22 protein-coding genes are annotated in these 24,958 nt (G+C 66.6%); 5 read left to right on the top strand and 17 right to left on the bottom strand.

Annotated elements, in window-relative coordinates:
* Positions 1–197: 197 nt before the first annotated feature.
* The 4 genes from infB to rimP form a co-directional block, all read right to left on the bottom strand.
* A complete protein-coding gene (gene infB, locus Q8Z05_RS14855; RefSeq protein WP_305940375.1) occupies positions 198–3,107 on the bottom strand; it encodes a translation initiation factor IF-2 in 2,910 nt (969 codons plus the stop codon).
* A gap of 152 nt (positions 3,108–3,259) precedes the next feature.
* On the bottom strand, positions 3,260–3,601 hold the full coding sequence (locus Q8Z05_RS14850) for a YlxR family protein (RefSeq protein ID WP_305940374.1): 342 nt from the start codon (positions 3,599–3,601) through the stop codon (positions 3,260–3,262).
* Between the two features lie 218 nt (positions 3,602–3,819).
* Positions 3,820–4,800 (bottom strand): transcription termination factor NusA, encoded by a 981-nt coding sequence (gene nusA, locus Q8Z05_RS14845; protein WP_305940373.1) that lies wholly within the window; start codon positions 4,798–4,800, stop codon positions 3,820–3,822.
* On the bottom strand, positions 4,800–5,417 hold the full coding sequence (gene rimP / locus Q8Z05_RS14840; protein WP_305940372.1) for a ribosome maturation factor RimP: 618 nt from the start codon (positions 5,415–5,417) through the stop codon (positions 4,800–4,802). The genes nusA and rimP overlap by 1 nt, the downstream gene beginning before the upstream one ends.
* Positions 5,418–5,522: 105 nt before the next feature.
* On the opposite strand from rimP, the gene Q8Z05_RS14835 reads away from it, so the two are divergent.
* The 3 genes from Q8Z05_RS14835 (at position 5,523) to Q8Z05_RS14825 (ending at position 8,700) form a co-directional block, all read left to right on the top strand.
* A complete protein-coding gene (locus Q8Z05_RS14835) occupies positions 5,523–6,728 on the top strand; it encodes a ferritin-like domain-containing protein (protein WP_305940371.1) in 1,206 nt (401 codons plus the stop codon).
* Positions 6,729–6,841: 113 nt separating this feature from the next.
* Complete coding sequence (locus Q8Z05_RS14830; protein ID WP_305940370.1) at positions 6,842–7,573, top strand: VIT1/CCC1 transporter family protein; 732 nt, start codon at positions 6,842–6,844, stop codon at positions 7,571–7,573.
* Positions 7,574–7,626: 53 nt separating this feature from the next.
* Positions 7,627–8,700 (top strand): aminoglycoside phosphotransferase family protein, encoded by a 1,074-nt coding sequence (locus Q8Z05_RS14825; RefSeq protein WP_305940369.1) that lies wholly within the window; start codon positions 7,627–7,629, stop codon positions 8,698–8,700.
* Here Q8Z05_RS14825 and Q8Z05_RS14820 read toward each other — a convergent pair.
* The 11 genes from Q8Z05_RS14820 to dxr form a co-directional block, all read right to left on the bottom strand.
* On the bottom strand, positions 8,697–10,133 hold the full coding sequence (locus Q8Z05_RS14820) for a pyridoxal phosphate-dependent decarboxylase family protein (protein ID WP_305940368.1): 1,437 nt from the start codon (positions 10,131–10,133) through the stop codon (positions 8,697–8,699). The genes Q8Z05_RS14825 and Q8Z05_RS14820 overlap by 4 nt on opposite strands.
* Before the next feature lie 73 nt (positions 10,134–10,206).
* Positions 10,207–11,001 (bottom strand): sulfite exporter TauE/SafE family protein, encoded by a 795-nt coding sequence (locus tag Q8Z05_RS14815; protein WP_305940367.1) that lies wholly within the window; start codon positions 10,999–11,001, stop codon positions 10,207–10,209.
* An 18-nt stretch (positions 11,002–11,019) separates the two neighbouring features.
* Entirely contained in the window at positions 11,020–12,831 is a 1,812-nt protein-coding gene (locus tag Q8Z05_RS14810) for a proline--tRNA ligase (RefSeq protein ID WP_305940366.1), read from the bottom strand.
* 416 nt (positions 12,832–13,247) lie between these two features.
* Positions 13,248–13,997: a hypothetical protein gene (locus Q8Z05_RS14805; protein WP_305940365.1), complete on the bottom strand. Its 750-nt coding sequence runs from the start codon at positions 13,995–13,997 to the stop codon at positions 13,248–13,250.
* A 41-nt stretch (positions 13,998–14,038) separates the two neighbouring features.
* Positions 14,039–14,926: a GNAT family N-acetyltransferase gene (locus Q8Z05_RS14800; protein WP_305943581.1), complete on the bottom strand. Its 888-nt coding sequence runs from the start codon at positions 14,924–14,926 to the stop codon at positions 14,039–14,041.
* Entirely contained in the window at positions 14,889–16,055 is a 1,167-nt protein-coding gene (gene ispG / locus Q8Z05_RS14795) for a flavodoxin-dependent (E)-4-hydroxy-3-methylbut-2-enyl-diphosphate synthase (protein WP_011691265.1), read from the bottom strand. The genes Q8Z05_RS14800 and ispG overlap by 38 nt, the downstream gene beginning before the upstream one ends.
* Positions 16,056–16,104: 49 nt before the next feature.
* Entirely contained in the window at positions 16,105–16,398 is a 294-nt protein-coding gene (locus Q8Z05_RS14790; RefSeq protein ID WP_305940364.1) for a YciI family protein, read from the bottom strand.
* Positions 16,399–16,440: 42 nt separating this feature from the next.
* The gene (locus tag Q8Z05_RS14785) at positions 16,441–16,914 is read right to left on the bottom strand and encodes a hypothetical protein (protein WP_305940363.1); all 474 of its coding nucleotides are present in this window, start codon (positions 16,912–16,914) and stop codon (positions 16,441–16,443) included.
* On the bottom strand, positions 16,911–17,585 hold the full coding sequence (locus Q8Z05_RS14780; protein ID WP_305940362.1) for a MarR family transcriptional regulator: 675 nt from the start codon (positions 17,583–17,585) through the stop codon (positions 16,911–16,913). Before Q8Z05_RS14780 ends, Q8Z05_RS14785 begins: the two co-directional genes overlap by 4 nt.
* Positions 17,586–17,662: 77 nt before the next feature.
* A complete protein-coding gene (locus Q8Z05_RS14775) occupies positions 17,663–18,994 on the bottom strand; it encodes a M50 family metallopeptidase (RefSeq protein WP_305940361.1) in 1,332 nt (443 codons plus the stop codon).
* Positions 18,995–19,012: 18 nt separating this feature from the next.
* A complete protein-coding gene (gene dxr, locus Q8Z05_RS14770) occupies positions 19,013–20,197 on the bottom strand; it encodes a 1-deoxy-D-xylulose-5-phosphate reductoisomerase (protein WP_305940360.1) in 1,185 nt (394 codons plus the stop codon).
* A gap of 62 nt (positions 20,198–20,259) precedes the next feature.
* Here dxr and Q8Z05_RS21475 point away from each other — a divergent pair, with 62 nt between their 5' ends.
* Together Q8Z05_RS21475 and Q8Z05_RS14760 are read left to right on the top strand one after the other, a co-directional pair.
* Positions 20,260–20,778: a DUF3883 domain-containing protein gene (locus Q8Z05_RS21475; protein ID WP_371745982.1), complete on the top strand. Its 519-nt coding sequence runs from the start codon at positions 20,260–20,262 to the stop codon at positions 20,776–20,778.
* Between the two features lie 144 nt (positions 20,779–20,922).
* Positions 20,923–22,386 (top strand): lipase maturation factor family protein, encoded by a 1,464-nt coding sequence (locus Q8Z05_RS14760; protein ID WP_305940358.1) that lies wholly within the window; start codon positions 20,923–20,925, stop codon positions 22,384–22,386.
* A 27-nt stretch (positions 22,387–22,413) separates the two neighbouring features.
* On the opposite strand, the gene Q8Z05_RS14755 is transcribed toward Q8Z05_RS14760, so the two are convergent.
* Together Q8Z05_RS14755 and Q8Z05_RS14750 are read right to left on the bottom strand one after the other, a co-directional pair.
* Positions 22,414–23,091: a response regulator gene (locus Q8Z05_RS14755; protein ID WP_305940357.1), complete on the bottom strand. Its 678-nt coding sequence runs from the start codon at positions 23,089–23,091 to the stop codon at positions 22,414–22,416.
* Positions 23,088–24,695 carry a sensor histidine kinase gene (locus Q8Z05_RS14750; RefSeq protein WP_305943580.1) on the bottom strand — a complete coding sequence of 536 codons (1,608 nt, stop codon included), beginning with the start codon at positions 24,693–24,695 and terminating at the stop codon, positions 23,088–23,090. Before Q8Z05_RS14750 ends, Q8Z05_RS14755 begins: the two co-directional genes overlap by 4 nt.
* Between the last annotated feature and the right edge of the window lie 263 nt (positions 24,696–24,958).

Raw genomic sequence — 24,958 nt, 5'->3', positions numbered from 1 at the left:
CGTACTCAAGTTTGGTAATTGCCACGCGCCTAAGGCGAGTCTACGACGGACTCCCGTTGGATTTTTTCCGGCGGCCTGGGAGTGGCATCGGGCCTGCCGAAGCTGGGTGGCCGACGTCGTAAGACGTTGGCCACCCAGCGAAGGGGCGGGGCCGCCGGAAAAAATCCAACGGCCCCGACCCTGTGAAACTCACACGACTAGACGCGCGGCTTCTCGCGCATCTCGAAGGTCTCGATGATGTCGCCCTCGTTGATGTCGTTGTACGAGCCAAGACCGATACCACACTCGAAGTCCGTGCGGACCTCGGTGGCGTCGTCCTTGAAGCGCTTGAGCGTCTCAACGGTGAGGTTGTCGCCGATGATCTTGCCGTCGCGGCTGATGCGGGCCTTCGTGTTGCGTCGGATAACACCCGACCGAACGATGGAACCGGCAATGTTGCCGAACTTGGAGGAACGGAACACTTCACGGACCTCGGCGGTGCCAAGCTGGACCTCTTCGTACTCCGGCTTGAGCATGCCCTTGAGGGCCATCTCAATGTCATCGATTGCTGCGTAGATGACGGAGTAGAAGCGCATGTCCACGCCTTCGCGGTCTGCCAGTTCGGCAACCCGCTCGGCGGGCTTGACGTTGAAGCCGATGATGACGGCGGAGTCGACCGTTGCCAGGTTGACGTCGTTCTGCGTGATCGCACCGACACCGCGGTGGATAACGCGGAGCTGGACACCTTCGCCGACGTCGATCTTGAGCAGCGCGTCTTCGAGGGCTTCCACGGCACCGGACACGTCACCCTTGAGGATGAGGTTGAGGGTGTCGATCTTGCCTTCGGCGACGGCCTGGTCGAAGTCTTCAAGGCTGATGCGCTTGCGACGCTTGGCCAGGGCGGCGTTACGGTCGGCTGCTTCACGCTTCTCGGCGATCTGGCGGGCGGTGCGCTCGTCAGCGGTCACGAAGAAGGTGTCACCGGCGCGCGGGACGTTGGACAGACCCAGCACCTGCACGGGGCGGGACGGGCCGGCCTCGGTCAGGACGCTGCCGTCGTCGTCGAACATCGCACGGACGCGGCCGTGGGCCGTGCCTGCGACGATGGTGTCGCCGACGCGCAGGGTACCGGACTGGACCAGGACGGTGGCAACCGCACCGCGGCCCTTGTCCAGGTTGGCTTCGATCGCGATACCGCGGGCGTCCTTGTTCGGGTTGGCGCGCATGTCCAGGGCTGCGTCTGCGGTGAGCAGGACTGCCTCGAGCAGCTCGTCGATGTTGAGGTTCTGGCGGGCAGAGACCTCCACGAACATGGTGTCGCCACCGTATTCTTCGGGAACCAGTCCGTACTCGGTCAGCTGGCCGCGGACCTTGTCCGGGTTGGCGCCTTCCTTGTCGATCTTGTTCACAGCCACGACGATCGGCACGTTGGCCGCCTGTGCGTGGTTGAGGGCCTCAACGGTCTGCGGCATCACGCCGTCGTCCGCTGCGACCACCAGGATTGCGATGTCGGTGACCTTCGCACCACGGGCACGCATGGCGGTGAACGCCTCGTGGCCCGGGGTATCGATGAAGGTGATCTTCCGGTCGGTGCCTTCGTGCGCGGTGGTGATCTGGTAAGCACCGATGTGCTGCGTAATGCCGCCGTGTTCACCCGCGACGACGTCGGAGTTACGGATGGCATCCAGCAGGCGGGTCTTACCGTGGTCAACGTGACCCATGACGGTGACAACCGGAGGCCGTGCTTCGAGCTCCTCGTCGCCTTCAGCTTCAAGTTCGGCGTCGAAGTCGATGTCGAAACCGGAGAGCAGCTCGCGCTCCTCATCCTCCGGCGATACAACCTGGAGCTTGTAGCCAAGTTCCTCGCCCAGCAGTGCGAAGGTCTCCTCATCCAGCGACTGGGTGGCCGTGGCCATTTCACCGAGGTGGAAGAGCACCGTCACCAGTGCGGCGGGGTTCGCCTCGATCTTGTCGGCAAAGTCCGTGATGGACGAGCCGCGACGGAGGCGGACAACGGTGTTGCCGTCGCCGCGGGGCACGCTGACGCCGCCCAGCGACGGAGCACTCATCTGCTCGAGTTCCTGGCGCTTGGCACGCTTCGACTTGCGCTGCTTGCCACGGCCTGCGCCGCCCTTACCGAAGGCACCCTGGGTGCCACCGCGACCGCGGCCGCCCTTGCCGAAGCCACCGCCGGCCGGAGCACCGCCGCCGGCGCCGGGAGCGCCACCGGTACCCGGTGCGCCACCGGGGCGTCCGGGACCGCGGCCGCCGCCGCCGGGACGACCTGCACCAGCGGGTGCGGGACGTTCGGTGCGGTTAGGCATCATGCCGGGAGTAGGACGGTTTCCGCCGCCTGCACCGGGGCGTGCGCCGGCAGCGCCGGCCGGACGCGGAGCGCCGGGACGTGCACCCTGGGTACCACCGGGACGCGGAGCACCCGGACGGGGACCTCCTGCACCGGCTGCCGGACGCGGGCCGCCGGGGCGTTCGCCCTCGGTGCGGCTTCCGCCCGGACGCGGCATGCCCTGGGAAGGAGCGAACGGGTTGTTGCCCGGACGCGAGGTGCGTTCGGTGTCGCCGCCGCGGCCGCGGGGCATGCCCTGGGAAGTCGCGAACGGGTTGTTGCCGGGACGGGGACCGCCCGGACGGGGCGCCGAGCCGCCCTGTCCGCCGGAGCGGGAGGGGGCAGCCGGAGCTTCGGCCTTCGGTGCCGGACGGGCACCGGGCTTCGCGCCGGTGGACGGTGCGGCCGGAGCCGGTGCCGAGGGCGCGGCTGCAGCCGGAGTCGAGGGAGCAGGTGCTGCTGCTGCCGGAGCAGGCGCCGACGGGGCGGGCGCTGCGGCCGGAGCTTCAGCCTTGGGTTCCGGAGCCTTGGGTGCTGCCGGGCCCGGCGCGGGGGCCGGACGGGAAGCCGCGGGGCTGGCGGGCGCCTTGGGCGCTGCAGCGGGAGCTTCGGACTTCGAAGCGCCGGCGGCGGGGTAGGCGTTGCGGAGTTTCCTCACAACGGGGGCCTCAATGGTGGAAGAGGCAGAGCGAACGAATTCGCCCAGTTCCTGCAGTTTGGTTACTGCATCTTTGGAAGTAATACCGAGCTCTTTAGCGAGCTCATGTACGCGGACCTTGGCCACATTTCTCCTGTCTCGGTCCGCACCGAGCCAGGCACGAACCGTCTACTTCTTACTGCGGACCTCCGCCGCGAGTGCAGCTGAAAGGTCCATTGCAGAGCGCAACAAAGTTGTCATCGTTGCGCACTCATCGCTGGGAACTCATCGGGTTTCCATCAGTTTTCTGACCCGCTTTCAGGTTGGACGGTTGTTGCTGCGGCCACCGGAGTGTCCACGGCTTGCGTGCCTGCCGTTATCCGGCGTTCGACGGCGGCGGTTCCGGTGGCGCCCGGGAGGGCACGTCCGAACGCACGCCGCTTGATTGCCAGCGCCAGGCACGTTTCGCTGGGGTGCAGCCATGCACCCCGGCCAGCCATCCGGCGTCGTTCGTCCACCACGACAGCGGCGGAACCGCTGCCTTCGGCGACGAGCCGGAGTAGCTCTGACCGCGGCCCCTTCTTCCGGCATCCGATGCAGGTGCGTTGCGGCTGATCCTCAAGGTGTTGCACTAATGCCACGGTGAGTATCTTCCTGCCCCTGCAAATCTGCCGCCCCGAACCCGCCTGCGGGATCACGCGTCCGAAAGGAACGCAGATTCTGCGGGCACGCTCAAGGCGCACGAATACCGGCCATAAGGCACGGTCAATGTCTATTCTAGCCCCTCCGGTGCCCCGGCCCCGAAATGACGGGTCAAAACCGGGCGGGATAATCCGGGGGTTGCTGCCGCCGAGACGGCCTAGTTTTCGCGCGGAGCCGCCGCGTCGGAGACGATGTCGATGCGCCAGCCGGTGAGCTTGGCGGCCAGACGGGCGTTCTGGCCCTCCTTGCCGATGGCGAGCGACAGCTGATAGTCCGGCACTACAACGCGTGCGGAGCGGGTTGCCTCATCCGTGATAGTGACGGAATTCACCCTCGACGGCGACAGGGCGCTGGCGATGAACGTGGCCGGGTCCTCGCTGTAGTCAACAATGTCGATCTTCTCGTCATTGAGCTCGGTCATGACGGCCCGGACACGGGAACCCATTTCGCCGATGCAGGCACCCTTGGCATTGATGCCGGGGATGTTGGCTTTGACAGCGATCTTGGTGCGGTGGCCGGCCTCGCGGGCCAGTGCCACGATCTCCACCGAGCGGTCGGCGATCTCCGGGACTTCCAGTTCGAAAAGCTTCCGGACCAGGCCGGGGTGCGAACGGGACAGCGTGATGGACGGACCCTTGGTGCCGCGGTGCACGTCGATGACGAAGGCGCGAAGCCGGTTGCCGTGGAGGTACTTCTCGCCGGGTACCTGCTCGGGCGGGGGCAGCAGCGCCTCCACCGTTCCAAGGTTGACCTGGATCATGTGCGGGTTGTTGCCCTGCTGGATTGTGCCGGCCACCAGTTCGCCCTCGCGACCCTTGAACTGGCCCAGGACGTTGTCGTCCTCAGCGTCGCGAAGACGCTGCAGGATGATCTGCCGCGCGGTGCTGGCAGCGATGCGGCCGAACCCCGCCGGCGTGTCTTCGAACTCGCCGATGGGGGCGCCGTCGTCGTCAATTTCAGTTGCCCAGATGGTCACGTGGCCGCTCTTGCGGTCCAGCTCTGCGCGGGCCTTTTCGAAGGCTCCCGGAGACTTGTGGTAGGCCACCAGCAGCGCCTGCTCGATGGTGGGGATCAGGAGGTCCAGCGGGATTTCACGCTCACGCTCCAGAAGTCTCAGTGCGCTCATGTCAATATCCATCAGGCCTCCTCAGAAGGTCCATTGTGTTCATCTTCCAGACCGACCTCATCGAGGTGGCTGAACTCTATCTCGACTTTTCCATTGCGGATCCTGTCGAAAGGAATTTTTTCGGGTTCGCCCTGCTTGGGCTTCATTCCCTTTTTGGCCGCGATCTCCGGAATGAGGGTCACGCCGTCGTCGTCAACGGACTGGATCCTGCCGGTGATGTTGTCCCCTTGAATGACGTTCACCTTGACCATGCGGCCGCGGGCACGGTGCCAGTGGCGCTGCTCGGTGAGGGGCCGTCCGACGCCGGGCGAGGAAACCTCGAGGTCGTAAGGGCGGCTGTCGTAGCTGGGATCGCTGTCCAGGACGCCGGACAGCTCCTTGGAAATCTCCGCAATAACGTCCAGGCTTACTCCGCCGGTCTCCTCCTGCGGCAGGTCCACCACTACGTGGACCACCCGGTTGGCACCGGCGACCTGAATGGAAACGTCCTCCAGGTACAGTCGGTGTGCCTGGACCGAGGGCTCCAGCAGCGCCCGGACGCGCTCGGCCTCCGGGTTGTGCACGGATTCGGCCTCAGCCTTGCCCGTCCCGGTCCGGTCTGATGAAGTCGTGGCTTCTGCATTACTCACGATGCCGGCCGCCTCCCGCTAGATGATGTTGTGTGTACTAGCGTAGCGATTTTATGGGCGCCGTGGTGCACCCGCTTGCTGCCGGGCATGACAACATGGTCTGTTGTGAAAGACGACACCAAGGAAAAACGACGGCCGGGCCGCTATTTCCGGTACGGCATCCTGGCGTCATTGGCAGTGCTTGTCATCAGCCTCGGGCTGGTGCTGACTCCGGGCCCGCCGCCTGAGGCGCCGGAACCAGCCTTCTCCGAACGCGCACGGGCCGCGGCCCTTGCCGAAACGCTGCAGCTGCGCACCACTGGCAGCCGCCTGGCCGATTCCGTTTCCGGTGCCGAGCGCCAGGCCCTGCTCCGCACTGTGACTTTGCTGACAACCCAGGCCAGAGCATTGGCCGCCCCTGATCAGAACGCCCCCGGTCAGAAAACATCTGATCAGGGGCAATCAGCCACAAGTGCCGCGTCGGGGACTGCCTCCGGGGTTCCCTCCGCCTCAGCGGGCGGTACGACGGCGGGGCCGGACTCCCCCGCCGGGCTTGTGGCCGCACTGTCCGCCAGCGGCGGGCAGCGCCTGACTGATGCGGAAGCGTCCGACGGCGGTATGGCACGGCTGCTGGCCGCCGTCGGCACCGCCCAGCTTCTTCAGGCATCCTCGCTGGCGCCGGCGGTGGGGGCCGCCGCACCGCCGGCGCCCGCGCTTCCGGTAACGGCGCCCCTTCCGGTAACAACGCCGTCAGCCGGAGCGCAGGCGGCCGGCGAAGATTCATGCCGGGCGGCGCCGGCTGCTTCCGGAACGGCTGCAGAACCGGTGGCACCCACAGCGACTCCGGAAGGCGCCCTGGCGATGACGGTCAAGACCGAAGCAGAAACGGTCTACGGCTATCAGGTGGCCGTCGCCCGCCTTGAGGGCGCTGCCGCCGACTCGGCGTCGCAGCTTTTGGCGCGGCATGAAGCAGTCCTTGCCGAGGCGGAGGCGCTGAGCCGGGCACAGTGTGCGGCCATTCCGCCGCGGGAGGCGGGGTACACGCTCGGCCCGCTGTTCCTCGAATCGCCCGCGTCCGGCCTGGGTAGCCTCGAAGCAGGAACCCTCCCGGTGTACGGGGACCTGGTGGCGCTCAGCGACGGCAGCACCCGGCAATGGGCCATTTCGGGTCTCCTGGCCGCCGCCAACCGCGCAATACTCTGGGGCGCCGACCCCGGTCCCCTCCCTGGCATCGTGGTGAACACTGCGCAGCTCCCCGAACTCCCGCAGGACGGGCGGGGCCAGGATCCGACGGCGCCGCCGGCACCGCCCCGGCAGTCGGACGCCGGATAAGGCCAGCTCCCGTCCAGCACGTTGCCGTCCGGCCGCTCCCGGCCGAGGGCTGCCTAACCTTCCTTAGCCATGTGTTAGTGGCAGGGTCCGGACACCAATGGTTTGCTATAGGCATGGATACCGCAGGGACCGCGACGCAGCACGAGAATGAACCGCACCACAACGACATCGCCCATCGGCTGAACTGGCTGCGCGCGGGTGTGCTGGGAGCGAACGACGGCATTGTCTCCGTCGCGGCAATTGTGGTGGGTGTTGCCGGTGTCACCACCGAATCGGGCCCCATCCTCATCGCCGGTGCCGCCGGCGTGGTGGGTGGCGCCATCTCCATGGCCTTGGGCGAGTATGTGTCCGTCAGCAGCCAGAAGGACAGCCAGCAGGCGCTGATCGAAAAGGAACGGCGCGAACTGGCCGAACAGCCCGAGGAAGAGCTGGAGGAACTCGCCGCCATCTACCAGGGCAAGGGCCTCAGCGCCGCCACCGCGCGCACCGTCGCCAAGGAACTCACGGCCCACGATGCCCTCGGCGCCCACCTTTCCGCCGAGCTCCACATTGACGAAACCGATATCGTCAGCCCGTGGCACGCCGCTTTCGCGTCCGCCATAGCCTTCCTGGTCGGCGCGGTCCTGCCCATGCTGGCCATTTTGCTGCCCCCGGAAAACATCCGGGTCCCCCTGACCTTCGTGGCCGTGCTCGTGGCGCTGGCCCTGACCGGCGCACTCGGTGCCTGGATCGGCGGGGGCTCCAAAACGAAGGCAGCCCTCAGGGTGGTGGTCGGCGGCGCCCTGGCACTCATCGCCACCTTCGCCATCGGCAACCTGCTGGGTGCCAGCGGCGTCGTCGCCTGACGGGCGGCGCTGCCAGCGATCCGGCCCGGCTACCCGGCGGTACGCTGGATCCGATGAAACCACCCGCAGCCGTCCCCATCCCGCCTGACCTCAGCCGCCGCTACAGCCGGACCAGCGGCGGACGAGCCTGGCTCGGCTCCCTGCAGGGACTGATCTGCGGACGCCTGGAGCGGTGGGGCCTTGAACTGGACCTCGAACCTGGCGCGCTGCCATGGAGCGGTCATGGCGGCGTGGTTGTCCCGGTGACCCGGGCAGGTGTTCCTGCTGCGTTGAAGGTTGCCTACCCGCACGACGAAGCCCGGGTTGAGCGTTACGCCCTCCGGCTCTGGGACGGCCAGGGGGCAGTGCGGCTCCTGGAATCAGATGCCGGAACGTGTTCCATGCTGCTGGAGCGGCTGGACGCCTGCCGCTCCCTTCAGGATGTCCCGCTGGAGACGGCCACAGAGGTATGGGGCGGGCTGACCCGGCAGCTAAGCCTGGCGCCGGACCAGCGCCCGGAGTGGCAGGAATTCGACCATGTGGCAGCCCGCGCCGAACAATGGAGCGATGATCTCCCCGCGGACTGGGAGCAGCTCGGGAGGCCATTTCCGCGCTGGCTGCTGGAGGCCGCCCTGGAGGTCTGCCAGACCCGCGGAGCGGTGGGCCGCCGTGCCGGGACCGACGTTCTGGTGAATTCGGACTTCCACTACCTGAACATCCTGGCCCGGCCGCAGTGCCAGCCGCCCTCGGCTGCCGCGGAAGGCTTTGCCGCCATAGATCCGCAGCCGATGATCGGCGAAGCCGAGTTCTCCGTGGCCCCGCTCCTGTGGAACCGTCTCCGTGACCTCCCCCGGTCCGATCCCCGGCAGGGGTTGCTGGAAAGGTGCCGCGATTTCAGCGCCTCCGCGGGGCTGGATGCGGAGGTGGCGCGGCAGTGGAGCCTTGCCCGCGAAGTTGAAAATGCCTTGTCGTATGCCGGCCGTCCGCACCACGACGGCGACCTCGCACGCTCCCTGTGGGTCGCGAGCACGCTTGCGGGGCGCACCCTTCCAGGATTGCCCGCGGCCCACGATCTTCCCGAACCGGGACAAGCAGCATCGGCGGAAGGGGCCCCTGGCCAGGCAGCACCGGGCCACGCTTCCGGTTAGGCGCCCTCCGGGCCGCGGACTGCCGCCAGGGCTTTCCGAACCGCGTCGACGGCCGTGTCGACGTCGGACCCGTCCGTGGTCCAGTTGCTCACCGAAATCCGCAGGACGTCGCGTCCATGCCAGCGGGAGCCGGACATCCACACCAGCCCGTCCTCGATGATGCGGGCCGTCACGGCCCGCGTTGTGGCGTCGTCGCCGAAAGCCAGCGAGACCTGCGTGTACTGGACGTCGTTGAGGATTTCGACGCCGTCCAGCACCGACAGCCGCTCCGCCAGCTGCGAAGCGCGGCTGACCAGGTTGCGCACCTGTGCTGCAACACCCTCCCTGCCGAGGGACTTCAGCGCCGCCCAGACAGGGACGCCGCGTGCGCGGCGCGATAGTTCCGGAACAGTCTCGAACGGATCCGCGGCGCCGTCCGCGTCCTGGACCAGGTAGCTGGCGTGCAGTCCCATGGCCGAACGCAGCGCGCGCGCATCCCGGACCACCACAATGCCGCAGTCGTAGGGCACATTGAGGGTCTTGTGTGCGTCGGTTCCCCAGGAATCGGCACCCTGCACTCCTGCGGTCAGAGCGGCCAGTTCGGGCAGGGCGGCTGCCCAGAGTCCGAAAGCGCCGTCCACATGCACCCATGCACCGTGCGACCGGGCGACGGTGATCGCTTCAAGAAACGGATCAAAGGCGCCGGAATGCAGGTTCCCGGCCTGCAGGCAGACCAGCAGCGGGGGCCGGGATGATCCGTCTGCACCACGCGAGGCACTGACCAGGGAACGGTCCAGGGCGCAGTCGAGTTCTGCCGGATTGATACGGCCCTGGCCGTCGGAGGGGACGACAGTGGGCCGGCCAAGGCCCAGGTATCGAAGTCCGAGGTCGATCGTGTCATGGCGTTCCTGGCCCACGAAGCAGTGGATCCGAGGCGCACCGGCGAGGCCGTCGCTGTCGAAGTCCCAGCCGGCGTCGGCCATCAGGCGCCACCGCGCCGCGGCCAAACCGGTGAAGTTCGCCATGGTTGCTCCCGTGGTAAACCCGACGTCGGACTCCGCAGGAAGGCCGAGCAGCTCGAGCAGCCACTTCCCGGCGGCCCCTTCGATGGCCGCCGTGGCGGGGGTGGCGAACCTCACGCATGTGTTCTGGTCCCAGGCGCTGACCAGCCAGTCGGCCGCCATGGCAGCGGGCAGGGTGCCGCCGATGACCCAGCCGAAGAAGCGACCGGAGGGCATGGCCATCAGGCCTGGTTCAGCATTGGTGGCGAGATAGTCGATCACGTCGCCCGCCGGGAGGCCGTTCCCGGGCATCGGGCCGCCGAAGACGGCGTCCAGCTCCCCCGCTGTGGCCCGGGGTCCCACATGCCGGGTCGGCTGGCTTTCCAGCCATTCCCGGGCATGTCGGGCTGCTGCGTCCAAGGCGTCCCGGAAAGGTTCGTCCCCTGCTGACATAGGAGCATGCTACGCCCGCTCCCCGCCCGCCAGGGAGGGTCTTTCGGTCCGGAACGCGGCCGGACGAAAGGCGTCAGGCGAAGGTGTCCTGCCAGATGTCGAAGCCCAGCTTGAGGATCAGGGCGCCGACGACGGCCAGGAAGACATTGCGGATGAACGTGCTGCCCTGCTTTACTGCGGTCCGCGCGCCAAGGTAGCCGCCGGCCATGTTGGCGAGCCCCAGAACCAGCCCCACGCCCCACAGCAGCGAGCCGTGCGGCAGGAAGAAGATGAGTGCGCCGGCGTTGGTGGCCATGTTCACGATTTTCGCTTTGGCGCTGGCTTCCAGGAAGGCGTACCCCATAGCCGATACCAGTGCGATGATCAGGAACGATCCCGTCCCGGGCCCGATCAGGCCGTCGTAAAAACCGATGGCCGCGCCGATGAGGCAGGCCACCGCATAGTGCGTCCTGCCGTCGTGGCGGAGCGAGGTCAGGTCACCAACGTTGGGCTTGAACGCAGTAAAGAGGGCGACGGCGACCAGCGCCGCCACGATGATGGGTTTGAAAACGCTTGCTGGCAGGGTGGCGGCCAGCACCGCACCGCCGAAGCTTCCCGCCAGCGCGATGACGGCCATGGGTATGGCCGTCCGCAGGTCCGGCCTGACGCGGCGGTAGTACGTCACAGCGCTGGTGGTGGTCCCGAAGATCGAGCCCATCTTGTTGGTTGCCAGTGCCTGGACCGGGCTGATACCCGGCACCAGCAGCAACGCCGGGAGCTGGATCAGCCCTCCCCCGCCCACTACGGCATCAATCCACCCTGCGGCGAAGCCAGCCACGATGATGAGGGCCAACGTGGCGGGCTCCAGCGACTCGAATCCCGAGATCACCCCTTGGGCCGTGCCGAGTTACTTGCTGCGGACGGCGTTGACCACGTAGTCAACCGCCTTCTCAACGGCCACGTTTTCAGCCTCACCGCTGCGCCGGTCCTTGATCTCCACGAGGCCGTCCGCCAGTCCGCGGCCGACGGCGAGGATGGTGGGCACGCCGACGAGTTCGGCATCGCCAAACTTGACGCCCGGGGAAACCTTGGGGCGGTCGTCGTAGATGACCTCGAGGCCTGCGGCTTCCAACTCGAGTGACAGCTTCTCCGCGGCCGCGAAGATCTCCTCGCCCCGGCCCACTGCCACGACGTGGACATCGGCGGGAGCCACTGCGCGGGGCCAGATCAGGCCCTTGGCGTCGTGGTTGGACTCGGCCAGGGCCGCGACGGCGCGGGTGACGCCGACGCCATAGGAACCCATGGTGACCACGACCTGCTTGCCGTTCTGGTCGAGGACCTTCAGCTCGAGGGCTTCGGCGTACTTGCGGCCGAGCTGGAAGATGTGGCCCATCTCAATGCCGCGTGCGGTCTCCAGCGGTCCGGAACCGTCCGGGGCTTCGTCGCCGGCGCGCACTTCGGTGCACTCGATCACGCCGTCCCAGCCGAAGTCGCGTCCGGCCACGAGGCCGAAGACGTGCTTCCCGGCCATGTTGGCTCCGGTGACCCAGGCGGTGCCGCTGACGATGCGCGGATCCACCAGGTACAGGAGCTTGGCGGCACCTTCCAGGCCAAGGAGGGGGGTACCCAGGGTCATACCCGGGCCGAGGTATCCCCGGACGATCAGGGGGTTGCGGGCGAGGTCTTCCTCGCCTGCGGCTTCCACGGTGATCTCGCCGGCCACCGGCAGGTAGGCGCCGATGTTGGCCTCCACCCGCTTCAGGTCGACGCCGCGGTCACCGGGCACGCCGATGACAACGATCTGGCGTTCCCCGGTGGGCAGGGTGACGGCGAGGACAACGTTCTTCAGCGTGTCAGCGGCAGTCCAGGCCCCGCCGTCGTTCTCACCGCGGGGAACCAGCTGGTTGGCTGCGTCGACGAGCGTGTCGATGGTGGGGGTGTTCGGGGTGTCCCGGATCTCGGCAGCCGGCGCGTTGCTGAAGTCGATCTCAGCGGGGACCACAGTGGTCACGGCTTCGACGTTGGCTGCGTAGCCGCCGGCGGACCGCACGAAGGTGTCCTCGCCGATCTCCGTGGGGTGCAGGAACTCCTCACTCCGGGAGCCGCCCATGGCGCCCGCCGTGGCGGCCACGGGGATGACCTCCAGGCCGAGGCGCTCGAAGATCTTCAGGTAGGCGGCGCGGTGGGCGTTGTAGCTGGCGTCCAGGCCGGCGTCGTCGACGTCGAACGAGTATGAGTCCTTCATGATGAACTCGCGGCCGCGCAGCAGGCCGGCGCGGGGCCGCGCCTCATCGCGGTACTTGTTCTGGATTTGGTAGATGCTCAGCGGAAGGTCCTTGTACGAGGAGTACAGGTCCTTGACCAGGAGGGTGAACATTTCCTCGTGCGTGGGAGCCAGGAGGTAGTCCCCGCCCTTGCGGTCCTTGAGCCGGAAGATGCCCTCGCCGTATTCGGTCCAGCGGTTGGTGGCCTCGTAGGGCTCCTTGGGCAGGAGCGCCGGGAAGTGGACTTCCTGGGCGCCGATGGCGGACATTTCCTCGCGGATGACCTTTTCCACCTTGCGCAGCACGCTCAGGCCCATCGGCAGCCAGGTGTAGATGCCCGGCGCAGCCCTGCGGATGTACCCGGCCCGGACCAGGAGCCGGTGGCTGGCCACCTCGGCGTCGGCGGGATCTTCGCGCAGGGTGCGCAGGAACAGCTTGGAAAGTCGAAGGACCACGGGTAGGAATCCGTTTCTTGGGAGGTGCCTGTTCAGATGACGGGCTGGGCAAATTCGTCTGGGTACTAATCTACCGTGGCGCGGCGGGTGCCGGGTTCCCGGGCGGCGGACGCCGTTGCCGGACGGAGAAGAGCCACGCCAGAACTAGAGGAAGCCCCTGGCCGTTGCCGGCTGGTCATCCTGTTTTGGCGTGGCTCTTACGGTCCGTCAGACCTACAAGTCCGGAGGAGCGCTAGGCGTGCCTGCTGGGAAGGTCAACGTCCAGTGCCATCTGCTGATTTCCCCCTGAGACCGCACGCACCCCATCGGCGCGGTTAGGAAAGAACCTATGTGATCCACGGCACCATTACAAGAGTCGTCACGCAGTTTTCTGTTGTTGACTCGTTGTTACCGTGCGCGCCCCCGGTGACGGCCGCCTAGTCAATAAGAGCGGCCGCCTGGTCTAGGAAGGATTCTGCTGAGGCCAGGTCGGCGGAGGTGACTCCCGTGCCTGACGCCTGGGCGGAAATCAGGACGCCGCCCTTGACCGCGAAGATCATAATGGTGCTTTGCGTGGCGCCCGTGGGCAGCGTGACGTCCGTCTGCAGGGCGACGGCGCCCGGGGTGCTTGCATCGCTGTCAAGCTTGGTGGTGGCGGCTGTCATAGCCATTCCCCCGACGTTCATGCTGATGTTGCCGCACGCTCCGATTTCACTGTTGCGCTGCGTGAGCGTCTGGTCCAGCGTTTCCTTGTCCACGCCGGACAGCAGCGAAAGCGTCTGCGTTAGTTCAGCCGTGGAGGACGTGGAGGCGCCCACTGCCATGGTGGTGTTGCTGTCCGGTTTGAATGCCGTGCCCGTAGCGATCGAATTGCACTCGGCGGGCTCCACCTGCACCTCGTTCATGATGGACATCATCTGGTCCAGGGCCTGCGAGACTTTGTCCGCCGGCATCACGGTCAGGGCCACACCGTCTGAATCCTTCACCGCTCCGGCGATCTCCGAGAGCTCGTCGGACGTCAGCATTTTGAACGGATCTTCGGTGGGGGTCGGGCTTGGGGTGGCGGATGCTGCCGGAGTTTCCGAGGCGGCCCCGGCGTCAGCGGTGTTCGCGGGTCCGCCGCACGCGGACAGGCAAAGCACCAGAAGGGCAGATGCCCCGAAAATGCGCACAACGGACGTATTCATTTATCCCCCAATAAGTTCGAATGCGGGCCGGTTGCGGCCAGCTAGAACAGAACTGTAGCGAACGTACCCACCTGGCGGAAGCCCACGCGCTCGTAGGTGGCCCTCGCCCGCGCGTTGTAATCGTTGACGTACAGGCTGGTGACGGGCGCGAGCTGCTGCGCCTGGACTACGACGGCGGCCATATAGCTGGCGCTGAGGCCGAGTCCGCGGAAGGAGGGGTTCATCCAGACCCCCTGGACCTGGGTCACGTCGGGAGTCACGGCGCCCAGTTCGGCCTTGAACATGACCTGGCCGTCTGCGTTGAGGTGGACGAGGGAATGGCCCTGCCGGATGAGGCCTTCCACCCGCCTGCTGTAGAACTCGCGGCCGCCAAGGAAAGGCGAGTAACCCACTTCTTCTTCAAACATGGCGGCGCAGGCCGGCAGGATCCTGTCGAAATCCGCGAGCTGGCTGATGCCCAATTCAGTGTTCGCCTGGACCGCTGGCGGCCCCGTGATGGTCATCAGGGGCTGGTCTTCCCGGACTTCATGGGCGGGCTGCCCGAGCTGCTCCAGCTGCCCGTACATGGCCAGGACCGTGTCCGCCGGGCCGAAGATGGAGGCGAACCGGCGGCCGGACCGGTGCGCGTGCTCGGCCACGAGTCCGGCAAGTTCCGGCTCCAACTGGACGGGGACAAGGTTCGCCCCGGCCCAGCACGCGCCCACCAGGGCGTCGCCGTCGAACACACCGTAGATACTGGCCCCGCCCATGGTGGGCGCGGCCGTGCCCGTCGCCGCCAGGTGCGACAGGATGAAGACGTTGGCTACAACGTCCGTCCGGGCCAGTTCCCGCAGCGTGGCGGTATCCGGCCCGGACAGGACCCGGATCGATACCCCGGGCCCTGTGGTCTCCTTACGAGACGCTAACCACGGGGCTACCCTTGACAGCATCTTCGCCATCGGCCTCCCCCATCTCTTCAGCGATACGCATGGCCTCTTCGATCAGTGTCTCAACAATTTCGCTCTCGGGGACAGTCTTGATGACCTCGCCCTTCACAAATATTTGTCCCTTGCCGTTGCCGGATGCCACGCCGAGGTCGGCCTCACGTGCCTCGCCGGGTCCGTTGACGACGCAGCCCATGACGGCCACGCGCAGCGGGATCTCCATCCCTTCGAGGCCGGCTGTGACCTGCTCGGCAAGGGTGTAAACATCCACCTGGGCGCGGCCGCAGGACGGGCAGGAGACGATTTCGAGCTTGCGGGGTCGCAGGTTCAGCGACTGCAGGATCTGGTTTCCCACCTTGATTTCCTCGACCGGAGGAGCCGAAAGGGAGACGCGGATGGTGTCGCCGATACCCCTGGACAGGAGCGCGCCGAAAGCCGTGGCGGACTTGATGGTGCCCTGGAACGCCGGTCCGGCCTCGGTGACGCCAAGGTGCAGCGGCCAATCGCCCTTTTCAGCCAGCATCTCGTAGGCGGCAACCATGATGACGGGGTCGTTGTGCTTGACGGAAATCTTGAAGTCGTGGAAGCCGTGCTCCTCGAACAGCGATGCTTCCCAGACCGCCGACTCCACGAGGGCCTCCGGCGTCGCCTTGCCGTACTTCTTCAGGATCCCGGGTTCCAGGGACCCGGCATTCACGCCGATCCGGATGGACGTGCCGTGGTCCTTCGCGGCGCGGGCGATCTCCTTGACCTGGTCATCGAACTTGCGGATGTTGCCGGGATTGACGCGCACTGCCGCGCAGCCGGCTTCGATCGCAGCGAAGACGTACTTGGGCTGGAAATGGATGTCCGCAATGACGGGGATCTGGGACTTCCGCGCAATGATCGGCAGCGCCTCCGCGTCGTCCGCGGACGGACAGGCGACGCGCACAATGTCGCAGCCTGACGCCGTTAGCTCAGCAATCTGCTGCAGCGTGGCGTTGATATCCGTGGTGGGCGTCGTGGTCATCGACTGCACGCTGATGGGCGAATCCGAGCCGACCCCCACCGAACCCACCTTGATCTGGCGGGTCTTCCTGCGCGGGGCAAGGACGGGCGGCGGTGCTGACGGCATTCCCAGGCTGACCGAGGTCACGTGGACTCCTCTTTATATCGAACTGTCGATGGTGGATGGTTCCGGCGGGCTAAGCGGCGTGGTCGGCCAGGAGGCCGGTCACCGGGTTCCATTCCGTGGTGCGTGTGCCCGCGATAACGTTGGCGGCAGCGAAAGGATCCAGCTTGAGGATTCCGTTCAGCGCGTTTTCGTCGGCGGCCTTGAAGATGAGCAGTGCACCGGCTCCGTCGCCGTAAGGTCCGCTGGCCAGGAGCGCACCTTCACCGGCAAGGCGGGCGGTCCATTCCCGGTGTGCCGGGCGGGCGGCGTTGCGTGCTTCGGTGGACTCGGCGGCGTATACGTACTCAACAGCAAAAACAGTCATACGGATACCCTATCGCCCCGCCCGCCCGAGTATGTATCCCGCTCAGCTGAGGAAGAGGATCTTGGCGAGGGCCGCTACTCCGGCGGCCCAAAGCATGGATGCCAGCGTACCGATGATGAACCTTTCGGCGGCAACAGGGGTCTCCTTCAGTTCGGCGAAGCGCCCCAGGCCCTTGATAGCCACCACGTAGGCGATGGCCACGGGCTGGCCCCCCAGGATTGCCAGGCACACCGCCAGCCTTTCGAGCACGCCGATGATGGCCCCGCCGCGAAGGATCCGCGTGGCGGGTGCGGGCGTAGCGGCTGCGGGTGTGGGCGCGTTTCCAGCGCCGGCCTTGTCCACCGTGACATCGGCAGCGGGCTCGTCCGCGGACTCCCCGGCGGCCCGGTCCTCGGCCGCCTTGGCCGCGTCAGCTTTGTCGTCGATGGTCCGGGCCAGCCGGAACACCAGCGCCGTGACGGGCCAGCCAGCGAAGCCTGCCGTCAGCAGGGCGAGCGTAATCCAGAGAGCGTTCACCTGTGTCCTTCCAGGACTGCGTCATGGGCCAGTGCCAGGAGCACCTCGGCGGCCGGCCTTGCCGCCCATTCTTCCTGCCAACCGGACCTCAGGACGGCGCGGCTCACCGACTGCTCGGTGATTCCAAGTTGTTCGGCCGCAAGCTTCTGGGTGCCGTGCCTGGCTGATGCGTCCTGCTGGAGCTCACGGAGGGCGTCCACCACTTTCCATTGGGCCTCCGTGCGGTCCTGCACCAGCCGGCCGATGAGGCGGAGGACAGCCTCGGCGTTCGCGCAGGCCGCGATGCCGGGTCCGGCTTCGGGCGGCGCCGCACTGCCGCGGCGCAGCCCGCCAGAAACCACGGACAGAGGCACATGGGCGGCAGCGGCCTTGGCTTTTTCAACGGCCAGGCGGGCAGCGACGAAGGCGGCCCCGGACCCTTCCCGCGGGCTCGCCGGCAACGGCAGGTCCACGGCGCCCACGCCGATTCCCACGTACCACTGGCCGCTGCGCAGGCTGTGAAGGGCGATTTCCACGACTTCCGCCGGCTTTTCCACGACACCCTGGACTTCGTCGCCCACGGAGCGTTCGAACCGGCCGGCGGTGGACATCCGGTGCAGCCGGGCCAGGAGCCCGGGTACGCGGTCCGTGTCTCCCGTGCTGCCCTTCTGGTCGATGGTCAGTACATACATAAGTCAAACATAATTGGCTGATGATGCTAGATCAATCATTTTCGGCTGATTAATCAAAATAAGCCAGAAAGAGGTGATTAACCAAAGAGATTGACCGGTTTGACGATGTCCGCGTAGATCAGCAGCGCACTCATGCCCATCAGTAGCGCCGCCACCACGTAGGTCACCGGCAGGAGCTTGGCGAGGTCGAACGCTCCGGGGTCGGGGCGGCCGAACAACTTGGCCAGCCGCCGTCGGGCTCCCTCATACAGCGCGCCGGCCACGTGGCCGCCGTCCAGCGGCAGCAGCGGAACCAGGTTGAACACCGCAAGCGCGAAGTTCAGTCCGGCCAGCAGTCCCACCAGTGCGGCGAGCCTGGACTGCAGCGGAACTTCCTCCATGGCGGCAACTTCACCCGCCACGCGGCCCACACCCACCACGCTGATGGGTCCGTTCGGATCGCGGGGCTCCTCGCTGAAGGCCGCCTTCGCCACTCCCACCACCCGCGCGGGGAGATTCAGGACGACGCCGGCAACCTGCTGGATGTTTTCCCCGGCCATGGGCAGGACGGACGACGCCGGCTGGGGCACCAGGGCGGTCTGGGCACCGATGCCCAGGAAGCCGACTTCCTGGTACTGGAGGGTTCCGGTGGAATCGGTGGCCTGGCGGCCGTCGGCGCCGATGACCGGCCGCGCGGAGAGCACGGGGGTCACGGTGGTGGTGACGGGCATGCCGTCCCGTTCCACGGTGATGCTGACTTCCCGGCCCGCGGACGCACGGATCCAGCCGGTGAGTTCCTCCCAGCTGGTCACGGCCTTGCCGTCGAAGGAGGTAATGGTGTCGTTGGGCTTGAGTTGTGCCGCGGCCGCGGGCGTGAGCTTGCAGTCCGCGGAATCCGGATCTACTGTCTCCCCTGCCTTGACCTGGCATTTGGAAACATCCGCAATGGTGGTGGTGGGGGTACTGATCCCGAACCCCATCAGCAGAACCGCCGTCAGGGCGACGCCGATCAGCAGGTTCATGACGGGACCGCCCAGCATCACGATGATCTTCTTCCACACCGGCAGCCGGTAGAAGACCCGCTTCTCATCGCCGGGTCCCACTTCCTCGTGCGCCATGGAACGCGCCTCGGTGGCGAGGGTCTGGAACATGCCGGTGCTGGAGGGACGCACGGTGCCGTCGTCCTTGTTCGGGGGGTACATGCCGATCATGGACACGTAGCCGCCCAGCGGGATGGCCTTGACGCCGTACTCGGTCTCCCCCTTGCGCTTGGACCAGAGCGTGGGACCGAAACCGATCATGTATTTGGTGACGCGAACCTTGAACAGCTTGGCCGGAACGAGGTGGCCCACTTCATGCAGCGCGATGGAGACGGCGATGCCGATCGCCACAAAGACGACACCGAGGATAAAAAGAATGACGGGACTCATGCTGAGATCTGCTGCTTCCTAGAGACTGCTCACTGCTAAACGTTCGTGGGTGCGCGCTCGTGCCCACGTTTCAGCATCCAGCACGGACTCAACTGTCAGCCCGGAAGATCCTGGGTGTTCGCTGAGCACCGCTTCGATGGTATCCACAATGTCCGTAAACCGGATCCGGCCGGAATGGAAGGCCATCACGGCCTCTTCATTGGCCGCGTTGAAAACGGCCGGGTAGGTGCTCCCCTGTTTGGCGGCGTCCTTGGCAAGGCCGACGGCCGGGAACGCCTCGGCGTCGAGCGGCTCGAAGGTCCAGCTGGTTGCCTGGGTCCAGTCGCACGGCGCGGCCGCCTTCGGGACGCGGTCCGGCCATCCCAGTCCGAGGGCGATCGGCAGGCGCATGTCCGGCGGCGAAGCCTGGGCGATGATGGAGCCGTCCACAAACTGGACCATGGAGTGCACCACTGACTGCGGGTGGACCACCACGTCGATCCGGTCCAGGGGGATGTCGAACAGCAGGTGCGCCTCGATCACCTCCAGGCCCTTGTTCACCAGGCTGGCGGAGTTGGTGGTGACCATCAGGCCCATGTCCCACGTGGGGTGCGCGAGGGCTTCCTGCGGCGAGACGTTGTGGAGCTCCTCGCGGGTCCTGCCGCGGAAGGGGCCGCCGGACGCCGTCAGGATCAGCCGGTCCACCTCGTCAGCTGTCCCGGACCGCAGGCACTGTGCAAGGGCCGAATGCTCGGAATCGACGGGCACGATCTGGCCTTCGCGGGCGGCAGCCTTCACGAGGGCGCCGCCGACGATCAGCGATTCCTTGTTGGCGAGCGCCAGCGTGGCGCCGGACTTCAGGGCAGCCAGTGTGGGCGCCAGGCCGATGGAACCGGTGATGCCGTTGAGCACCACGTCCGCCTCGATGGCCGCAATCCGGGTGGAGGCGTCCGGACCGGCGATGATCTCCGGGCGGTAGCCGGTGATCCCGGCCGCGCGGGCGGCGTCGTCGATCATGTCCTGCAAGGCGGCAGGATCCCCGCTGGCGGTGCCGACGGCCTTGGCCTGCGTATGGACGGCCTGGCGGGCGAGAAGCTCCAGGTTGCCGCCGCCTGCACTTAGCGCCACAACCTCGAAAAGGTGCGGGGCGCCGTCGACGACGTCAATCGCCTGGGTGCCGATGGAACCGGTGGATCCAAGGAGAACGATTCTGCGTGGCTGCATCCGTTAAGTATCCCGCACGCAAAAGGCCGGCTCGTCGAAGGACAGCAGCAGACGGCGGCGCGATGCGGGAGGGTGTGTTGTACCTGGGCGGAAAGTGTCAAAAGATTGGGGGCGGCCTTGGCCGGAAGACAAACGGCTTGGTCCGACGCCGAGGTAGCGGCCACTGTCCGGAGCTACTTGGAGATGCTTCGACTCGAGGTCTCGGGCCAGCTATATGTGAAAAGCCATTTCAGGACTTGGAATACCGGCGTCTAACGAAGGCCGGAAAGAGCAAGCTCGCTGCCCGGATTGATCACGTCAGCCAGACCGACGGGGACGGGCGCGGCTTCGACATCTTGTCTTTCGAGGAAAATGGAAAAGAAAGGCTCATCGAAGTGAAGACCACTAGGTCGCGGGCCGAAACGCCGTTCTTTGTCAGCCGAAATGAACTGAAGGTCTCCAAGGAACGTGCGGAAATTTACCACCTCGTCCGCGTTTTCAACTTTGGACATGCCCCGGGATGGTTTCCGCTGAGCGGCAGCCTGGACGCCACCTCTGTCCTGGAGCCTAACGACTTCACAGCCCTGCCGAAGCCTGCCTGACCCGGCACGAGCCGGCTGCGGCCGTTTGACACAAAATGTCGGAATTGGCCGCCCAATCCGACAAAATAGGGCAAACGGCCGGCTGTTTCGCGTCATAGGCCCCCTGCCGTTGACGCCGTGCGCGGCAGGCGTAACGTGAACAACGTGGAGTGGGCCGCATGGTTCGACGCGCCGGAGTACGAGTTCGCCCGGCAGGTGCTGCAGCGCGGCATTGCCACGATTTTCTTTGTGGCGTTCCTTTCCTGCCGCAACCAGTTCCCGGCGCTGCTCGGCGAGCGCGGCCTCCTTCCGGTCCCCGACTACCTGGACAGCTTCAGGCGCCGCCGCCGGCCCAGCCTCTTCCTGTGGCGCTACTCCGACCGCCTGCTGCACGTGGTCTGCTGGTGCGGCATGGCCATCTCGGCCACGCTCATCCTGGGACTTCCGCAGCTGGGACCGCCCTGGCTGCCGATGATCGCTTTCCTGGCCCTGTGGCTGCTGTACATGTCGATCGTCAATGTGGGCCAGCCGTTCTACGGGTTTGGCTGGGAGATGCTGCTGCTGGAGGCCGGCTTCACCGTGGCCTTCCTCGGCTCCGACCAGACCCCGCCGCCCCGGACCATCCTGATCCTGCTGGCGTGGCTGCTGTTCAGGCTGGAGTTCGGCGCAGGGATGATCAAGATCCGCGGGGGCAGCGAATGGCGCGACCTGACCGCACTGTATTACCACCACGAAACCCAGCCGATGCCGGGTCCCCTGAGCCGGCAGGCACACCTCCTGCCCAAACCCCTGCACCGGATGGAGGTCCTGGGGAACCATTTCGCGCAGCTGGTGGTGCCGTTCTTCCTGTTCGCCCCGCAGCCGCTGGCCGGTATCGCCGCAGGCATCATCATCTTCACCCAGCTGTGGCTCGTGGCAAGCGGAAACTTTGCCTGGCTGAACTGGATGGCAATCCTGCTGGCCTTCGCCGCGGTCAGCGATCCGGTGGCCCACGCCGTCCTCCCCGTTATCCCGCTGGACTGGCACACGGACGGCTCCGGTGCGGGCGGTGCGCAGACCCCGGTATGGTGGCTTGCCGTCGTACTTGCGGTGACGGTACTCCTTCTGGTGCTCAGCTACTGGCCCGCCCGGAACCTCCTGCAGCACCGGCAGCTCATGAACGCCAGTTTCAACCGCTGGCAGCTGGTCAACACCTACGGGGCGTTCGGCACGGTGACCAAACTGCGGATCGAGATTGTGGTCGAAGGCACCCTCGACGACGAGCCCGACGACGACTCCGACTGGCGCGAGTACGGTTTCCGCGGCAAGCCCGGTGACGTCCGCCGGCTGCCGCGCCAGTGGGCCCCCTACCACCTCCGGCTGGACTGGCTGATGTGGTTCCTGCCCCTGCGCACCGTCCACGAGGAATGGTTCTATGCCTTCCTGGCCAAGCTGCTGGAAGCTGACCGGGCGGTGCTGCGGCTCCTGCGCAAGGACCCGTTCGACGGCGCCCGCCCCCGCTGGGTGCGTGTCCACAGCTACCTGTACCGCTTCGCCAGCAGGGCGGAATACCGGGAGACGGGACAGCGATGGATCAGGACCAGGCTGTATGAGGCCATTCCGCCGTTGTCCCTGCCGCCGGGGCGCTGACGCCGGGGCATTGGCGCCGGGCTGGTGTCACACCGGCTTCAGCGCATAACGGCGCTCTGGACGGCCCGCACCGTACTTGAGCCGTACCTCCACCCTGGACTCGTCGTGCAGGTATTCGAGGTACCGGCGGGCGCTGACCCGGGACGTGCCCAGCAGGTCGGCCACCTCGGCCGCCGATAGGTCCGCCTCAGTGGAGTTGAGCACGTCCACCACGCGCTTGAGGGTTTCCGGGCTGCAACCCTTGGGAAGGTGCTGCTCGGTGCGTTCGGCGCTTTCCAGCCCGAAGACACGGTTGACGTCCGATTGCTCAGCAACGTCCTTGGCGAGGTCCAGGCCCTGGTAGGCGCTGCGATAGTGCTCCAGGCGTTCCTGCAGGTCCGTCTGCGAAAACGGCTTGATCAGGTAGTGGACAATCCCGCCGCGCAGCGCACGGCGGACCGTCTCCACCTCGCGGGCTGCACTGATCACCAGCACGTCCAGTTCAGGCGCCGCTTCCCGCAGCTTGGTCATGAGGTCCAGCCCGTTGATATCGGGCAGGTGGATGTCCAGCAGGACCAGGTCAGGCTGCAGGCGGGCGGTTTCCGCCATCGCCTGGGCTCCGGTATGCGCAACGCCGACGACGGCGAATCCCGGCGTGCGCTGGATAAAGCCGGCATGGACTTTGGCCACCATGAAGTCGTCGTCGACGATCAGGACGTTGATCATGGCCTGGCCACCTTTTCGTTGGTGGGCGTTCGTTTCAGCGGCGCTCTTTTCAGTCTCGCGGTGAAGATCGCACCGCCGTCGTTGGCAACGGCGAGCTCGCCGCCGCTGCGCCGGCACACGACGCGCGAGAGTGCCAGGCCAAAGCCCCTGCCGCCCGCGGGGCCCGGCTTTTTTGTGGTGAAGCCCTGCCGGAAGATTTCTTCTGTGGCCGAAGCGTCAATGCCCGGGCCGTTGTCCCGGACTGTGAGAACCACTTGTTCCGGACCATCCTCGACGAGGACCCGGACAGACGCCTCCGCGGCTCCGGTGACGGCGTCGAGGGCGTTGTCCACGAGGTTGCCCACCACGGTGGTCAGGTCCCGGGAGAGCTCGTCGTCAACCCGCTCCAGCGCGGACTTCGGGTCGAGCTGGAGGGTGACTCCCCGCTCTGTGGCGAGGCTGGACTTGGCGATCAGCAGGGCGGCCAGCGCCGGATCCTGGATGCGGCTGGTCACCTCATCGTTGAGCCGGGTCCTGTCCACGGTGGCGCCATTAACAAACTGCACCACGGAATCGTACTCGCCGATCTGGATCAGGCCGGAAATCACGTGCAGCTGGTTGGCGAACTCATGGGCCTGCGCGCGCAGGGTATCGGTGGCGGTCCGGGTGGCGCCCAGTTCCCGCTCCAGGGACGAGAGCTCGGTCCGGTCGCGCAGCGTGGTGACGGAACCGATGTCGCGGCCCCGTGAACGGATGGGCACACGGTTCAGCACCACCAGCCGCTCTCCCACCAGCACCAGCTGGTCCGGCCCGGGCTGCTCCCGGGTCAGGACGTCCTTCAACGCCGGATCCACCGGCAGGACAGCAAGGACCTTGCCTACGCAGTCTGCCGGCAAGCCAAGCAGTTCGCGGGCGCTGTCATTGGCCACGGTAACGCGTTCGTGCGGGTCGAGAGCCACCACGCCTTCCTTCAGGCCGTGCAGCATGGCTTCCCGGTTCTCCACCAGCCCGGTGATTTCACTGGGTTCCATGCCCAGGGTCTGCCGTTTGACGCGGCGGGCCAGCAGCAGCGAGCCTGCCACGCCCAGCACGCTGGCCACGCCCAGGTAGGTGAGCAGGTTGGGGACGGCATCGCCCAGCCGCTCCCAGGTGGAGGGGTAGCTCCGGCTGATGGAGGCGATGCCGATCATTTTCCCGGTGTCGTCCAGGACCGGGACGTGGGCAGACAGAACCGGAGCAGCATTGCCGTCCACCACGCCGGTCCACGCGCGTCCCTCCATCACGAGGCTCTCGCCAAGTTCCAGCGGAAGGCCCAGCAGTCCGGGGTCCGAGGAGGCCACCACCGTGCGGTCCGCTCTGGCAAGGGCCACGTGCGCGGATCCGGAGACGGTACGGACCGACTCCGCGACCGCGGGCAGGGCAGAGCCGCCGCGCGGCTCTGCCGAAGGCAGCAGTGCGCGGACCGTGGGGTTGTTGCCCAGTGCTTCCGCGGCCGACAGTGCGCGGCGTCCTTCGATCCGTTCAAAGGCGGCGGCTGATTGTGCCAGGGAGATGGCGACGACGGCCACGAGGACGGCCAGGACAATTAACAACTGCAGGACCAGGTATTGCCCGGCGAGGGACATTCCTCTTCGTCGAGTCACGTGCCGTCTTTCCTATTTCAGAGTGATCGTTCGGCCGGCTTCGTGAAACAAGGGGGCCGGCGTGCATCCGCGGGGCTCCCGATCCGCCGCGGTGGGGTGAACTATACCTCACGGCTGAATGCCGGAACCCGGGCCGGTTCCAAGGCAGACGGTGCGACGGTGGAGAACCGGAAACGTGAACGAAATGAACTTAACTTTCTCTGCGTACACAAGAGTGATGGTCGTCACTTTCGGACCTAGCATCA

The organism is Arthrobacter oryzae, assembly GCF_030718995.1.
Taxonomy (GTDB): Bacteria; Actinomycetota; Actinomycetes; order Actinomycetales; family Micrococcaceae; genus Arthrobacter; species Arthrobacter oryzae_C.
The sequence above is the reverse complement of the archived record's forward strand: the minus strand, read 5'-3'. Positions and strand labels throughout refer to the sequence as shown.

What these genes read in the sequence shown, in the direction of transcription:
- nusA (WP_305940373.1), bottom strand. Translation starts at nt 4,800, where the DNA reads ATGGATATTGACATGAGCGCACTGAGACTTCTGGAGCGTGAGCGTGAA.
- Q8Z05_RS14830 (WP_305940370.1), top strand. Translation starts at nt 6,842, where the DNA reads ATGGATACCGCAGGGACCGCGACGCAGCACGAGAATGAACCGCACCAC.
- Q8Z05_RS14825 (WP_305940369.1), top strand. Translation starts at nt 7,627, where the DNA reads ATGAAACCACCCGCAGCCGTCCCCATCCCGCCTGACCTCAGCCGCCGC.
- Q8Z05_RS14820 (WP_305940368.1), bottom strand. Translation starts at nt 10,133, where the DNA reads ATGTCAGCAGGGGACGAACCTTTCCGGGACGCCTTGGACGCAGCAGCC.
- Q8Z05_RS14805 (WP_305940365.1), bottom strand. Translation starts at nt 13,997, where the DNA reads ATGAATACGTCCGTTGTGCGCATTTTCGGGGCATCTGCCCTTCTGGTG.
- Q8Z05_RS14800 (WP_305943581.1), bottom strand. Translation starts at nt 14,926, where the DNA reads ATGCTGTCAAGGGTAGCCCCGTGGTTAGCGTCTCGTAAGGAGACCACA.
- Q8Z05_RS14790 (WP_305940364.1), bottom strand. Translation starts at nt 16,398, where the DNA reads ATGACTGTTTTTGCTGTTGAGTACGTATACGCCGCCGAGTCCACCGAA.
- Q8Z05_RS14780 (WP_305940362.1), bottom strand. Translation starts at nt 17,585, where the DNA reads ATGTATGTACTGACCATCGACCAGAAGGGCAGCACGGGAGACACGGAC.
- Q8Z05_RS14775 (WP_305940361.1), bottom strand. Translation starts at nt 18,994, where the DNA reads ATGAGTCCCGTCATTCTTTTTATCCTCGGTGTCGTCTTTGTGGCGATC.
- dxr (WP_305940360.1), bottom strand. Translation starts at nt 20,197, where the DNA reads ATGCAGCCACGCAGAATCGTTCTCCTTGGATCCACCGGTTCCATCGGC.
- Q8Z05_RS21475 (WP_371745982.1), top strand. Translation starts at nt 20,260, where the DNA reads ATGCGGGAGGGTGTGTTGTACCTGGGCGGAAAGTGTCAAAAGATTGGG.
- Q8Z05_RS14755 (WP_305940357.1), bottom strand. Translation starts at nt 23,091, where the DNA reads ATGATCAACGTCCTGATCGTCGACGACGACTTCATGGTGGCCAAAGTC.
- Q8Z05_RS14750 (WP_305943580.1), bottom strand. Translation starts at nt 24,695, where the DNA reads ATGTCCCTCGCCGGGCAATACCTGGTCCTGCAGTTGTTAATTGTCCTG.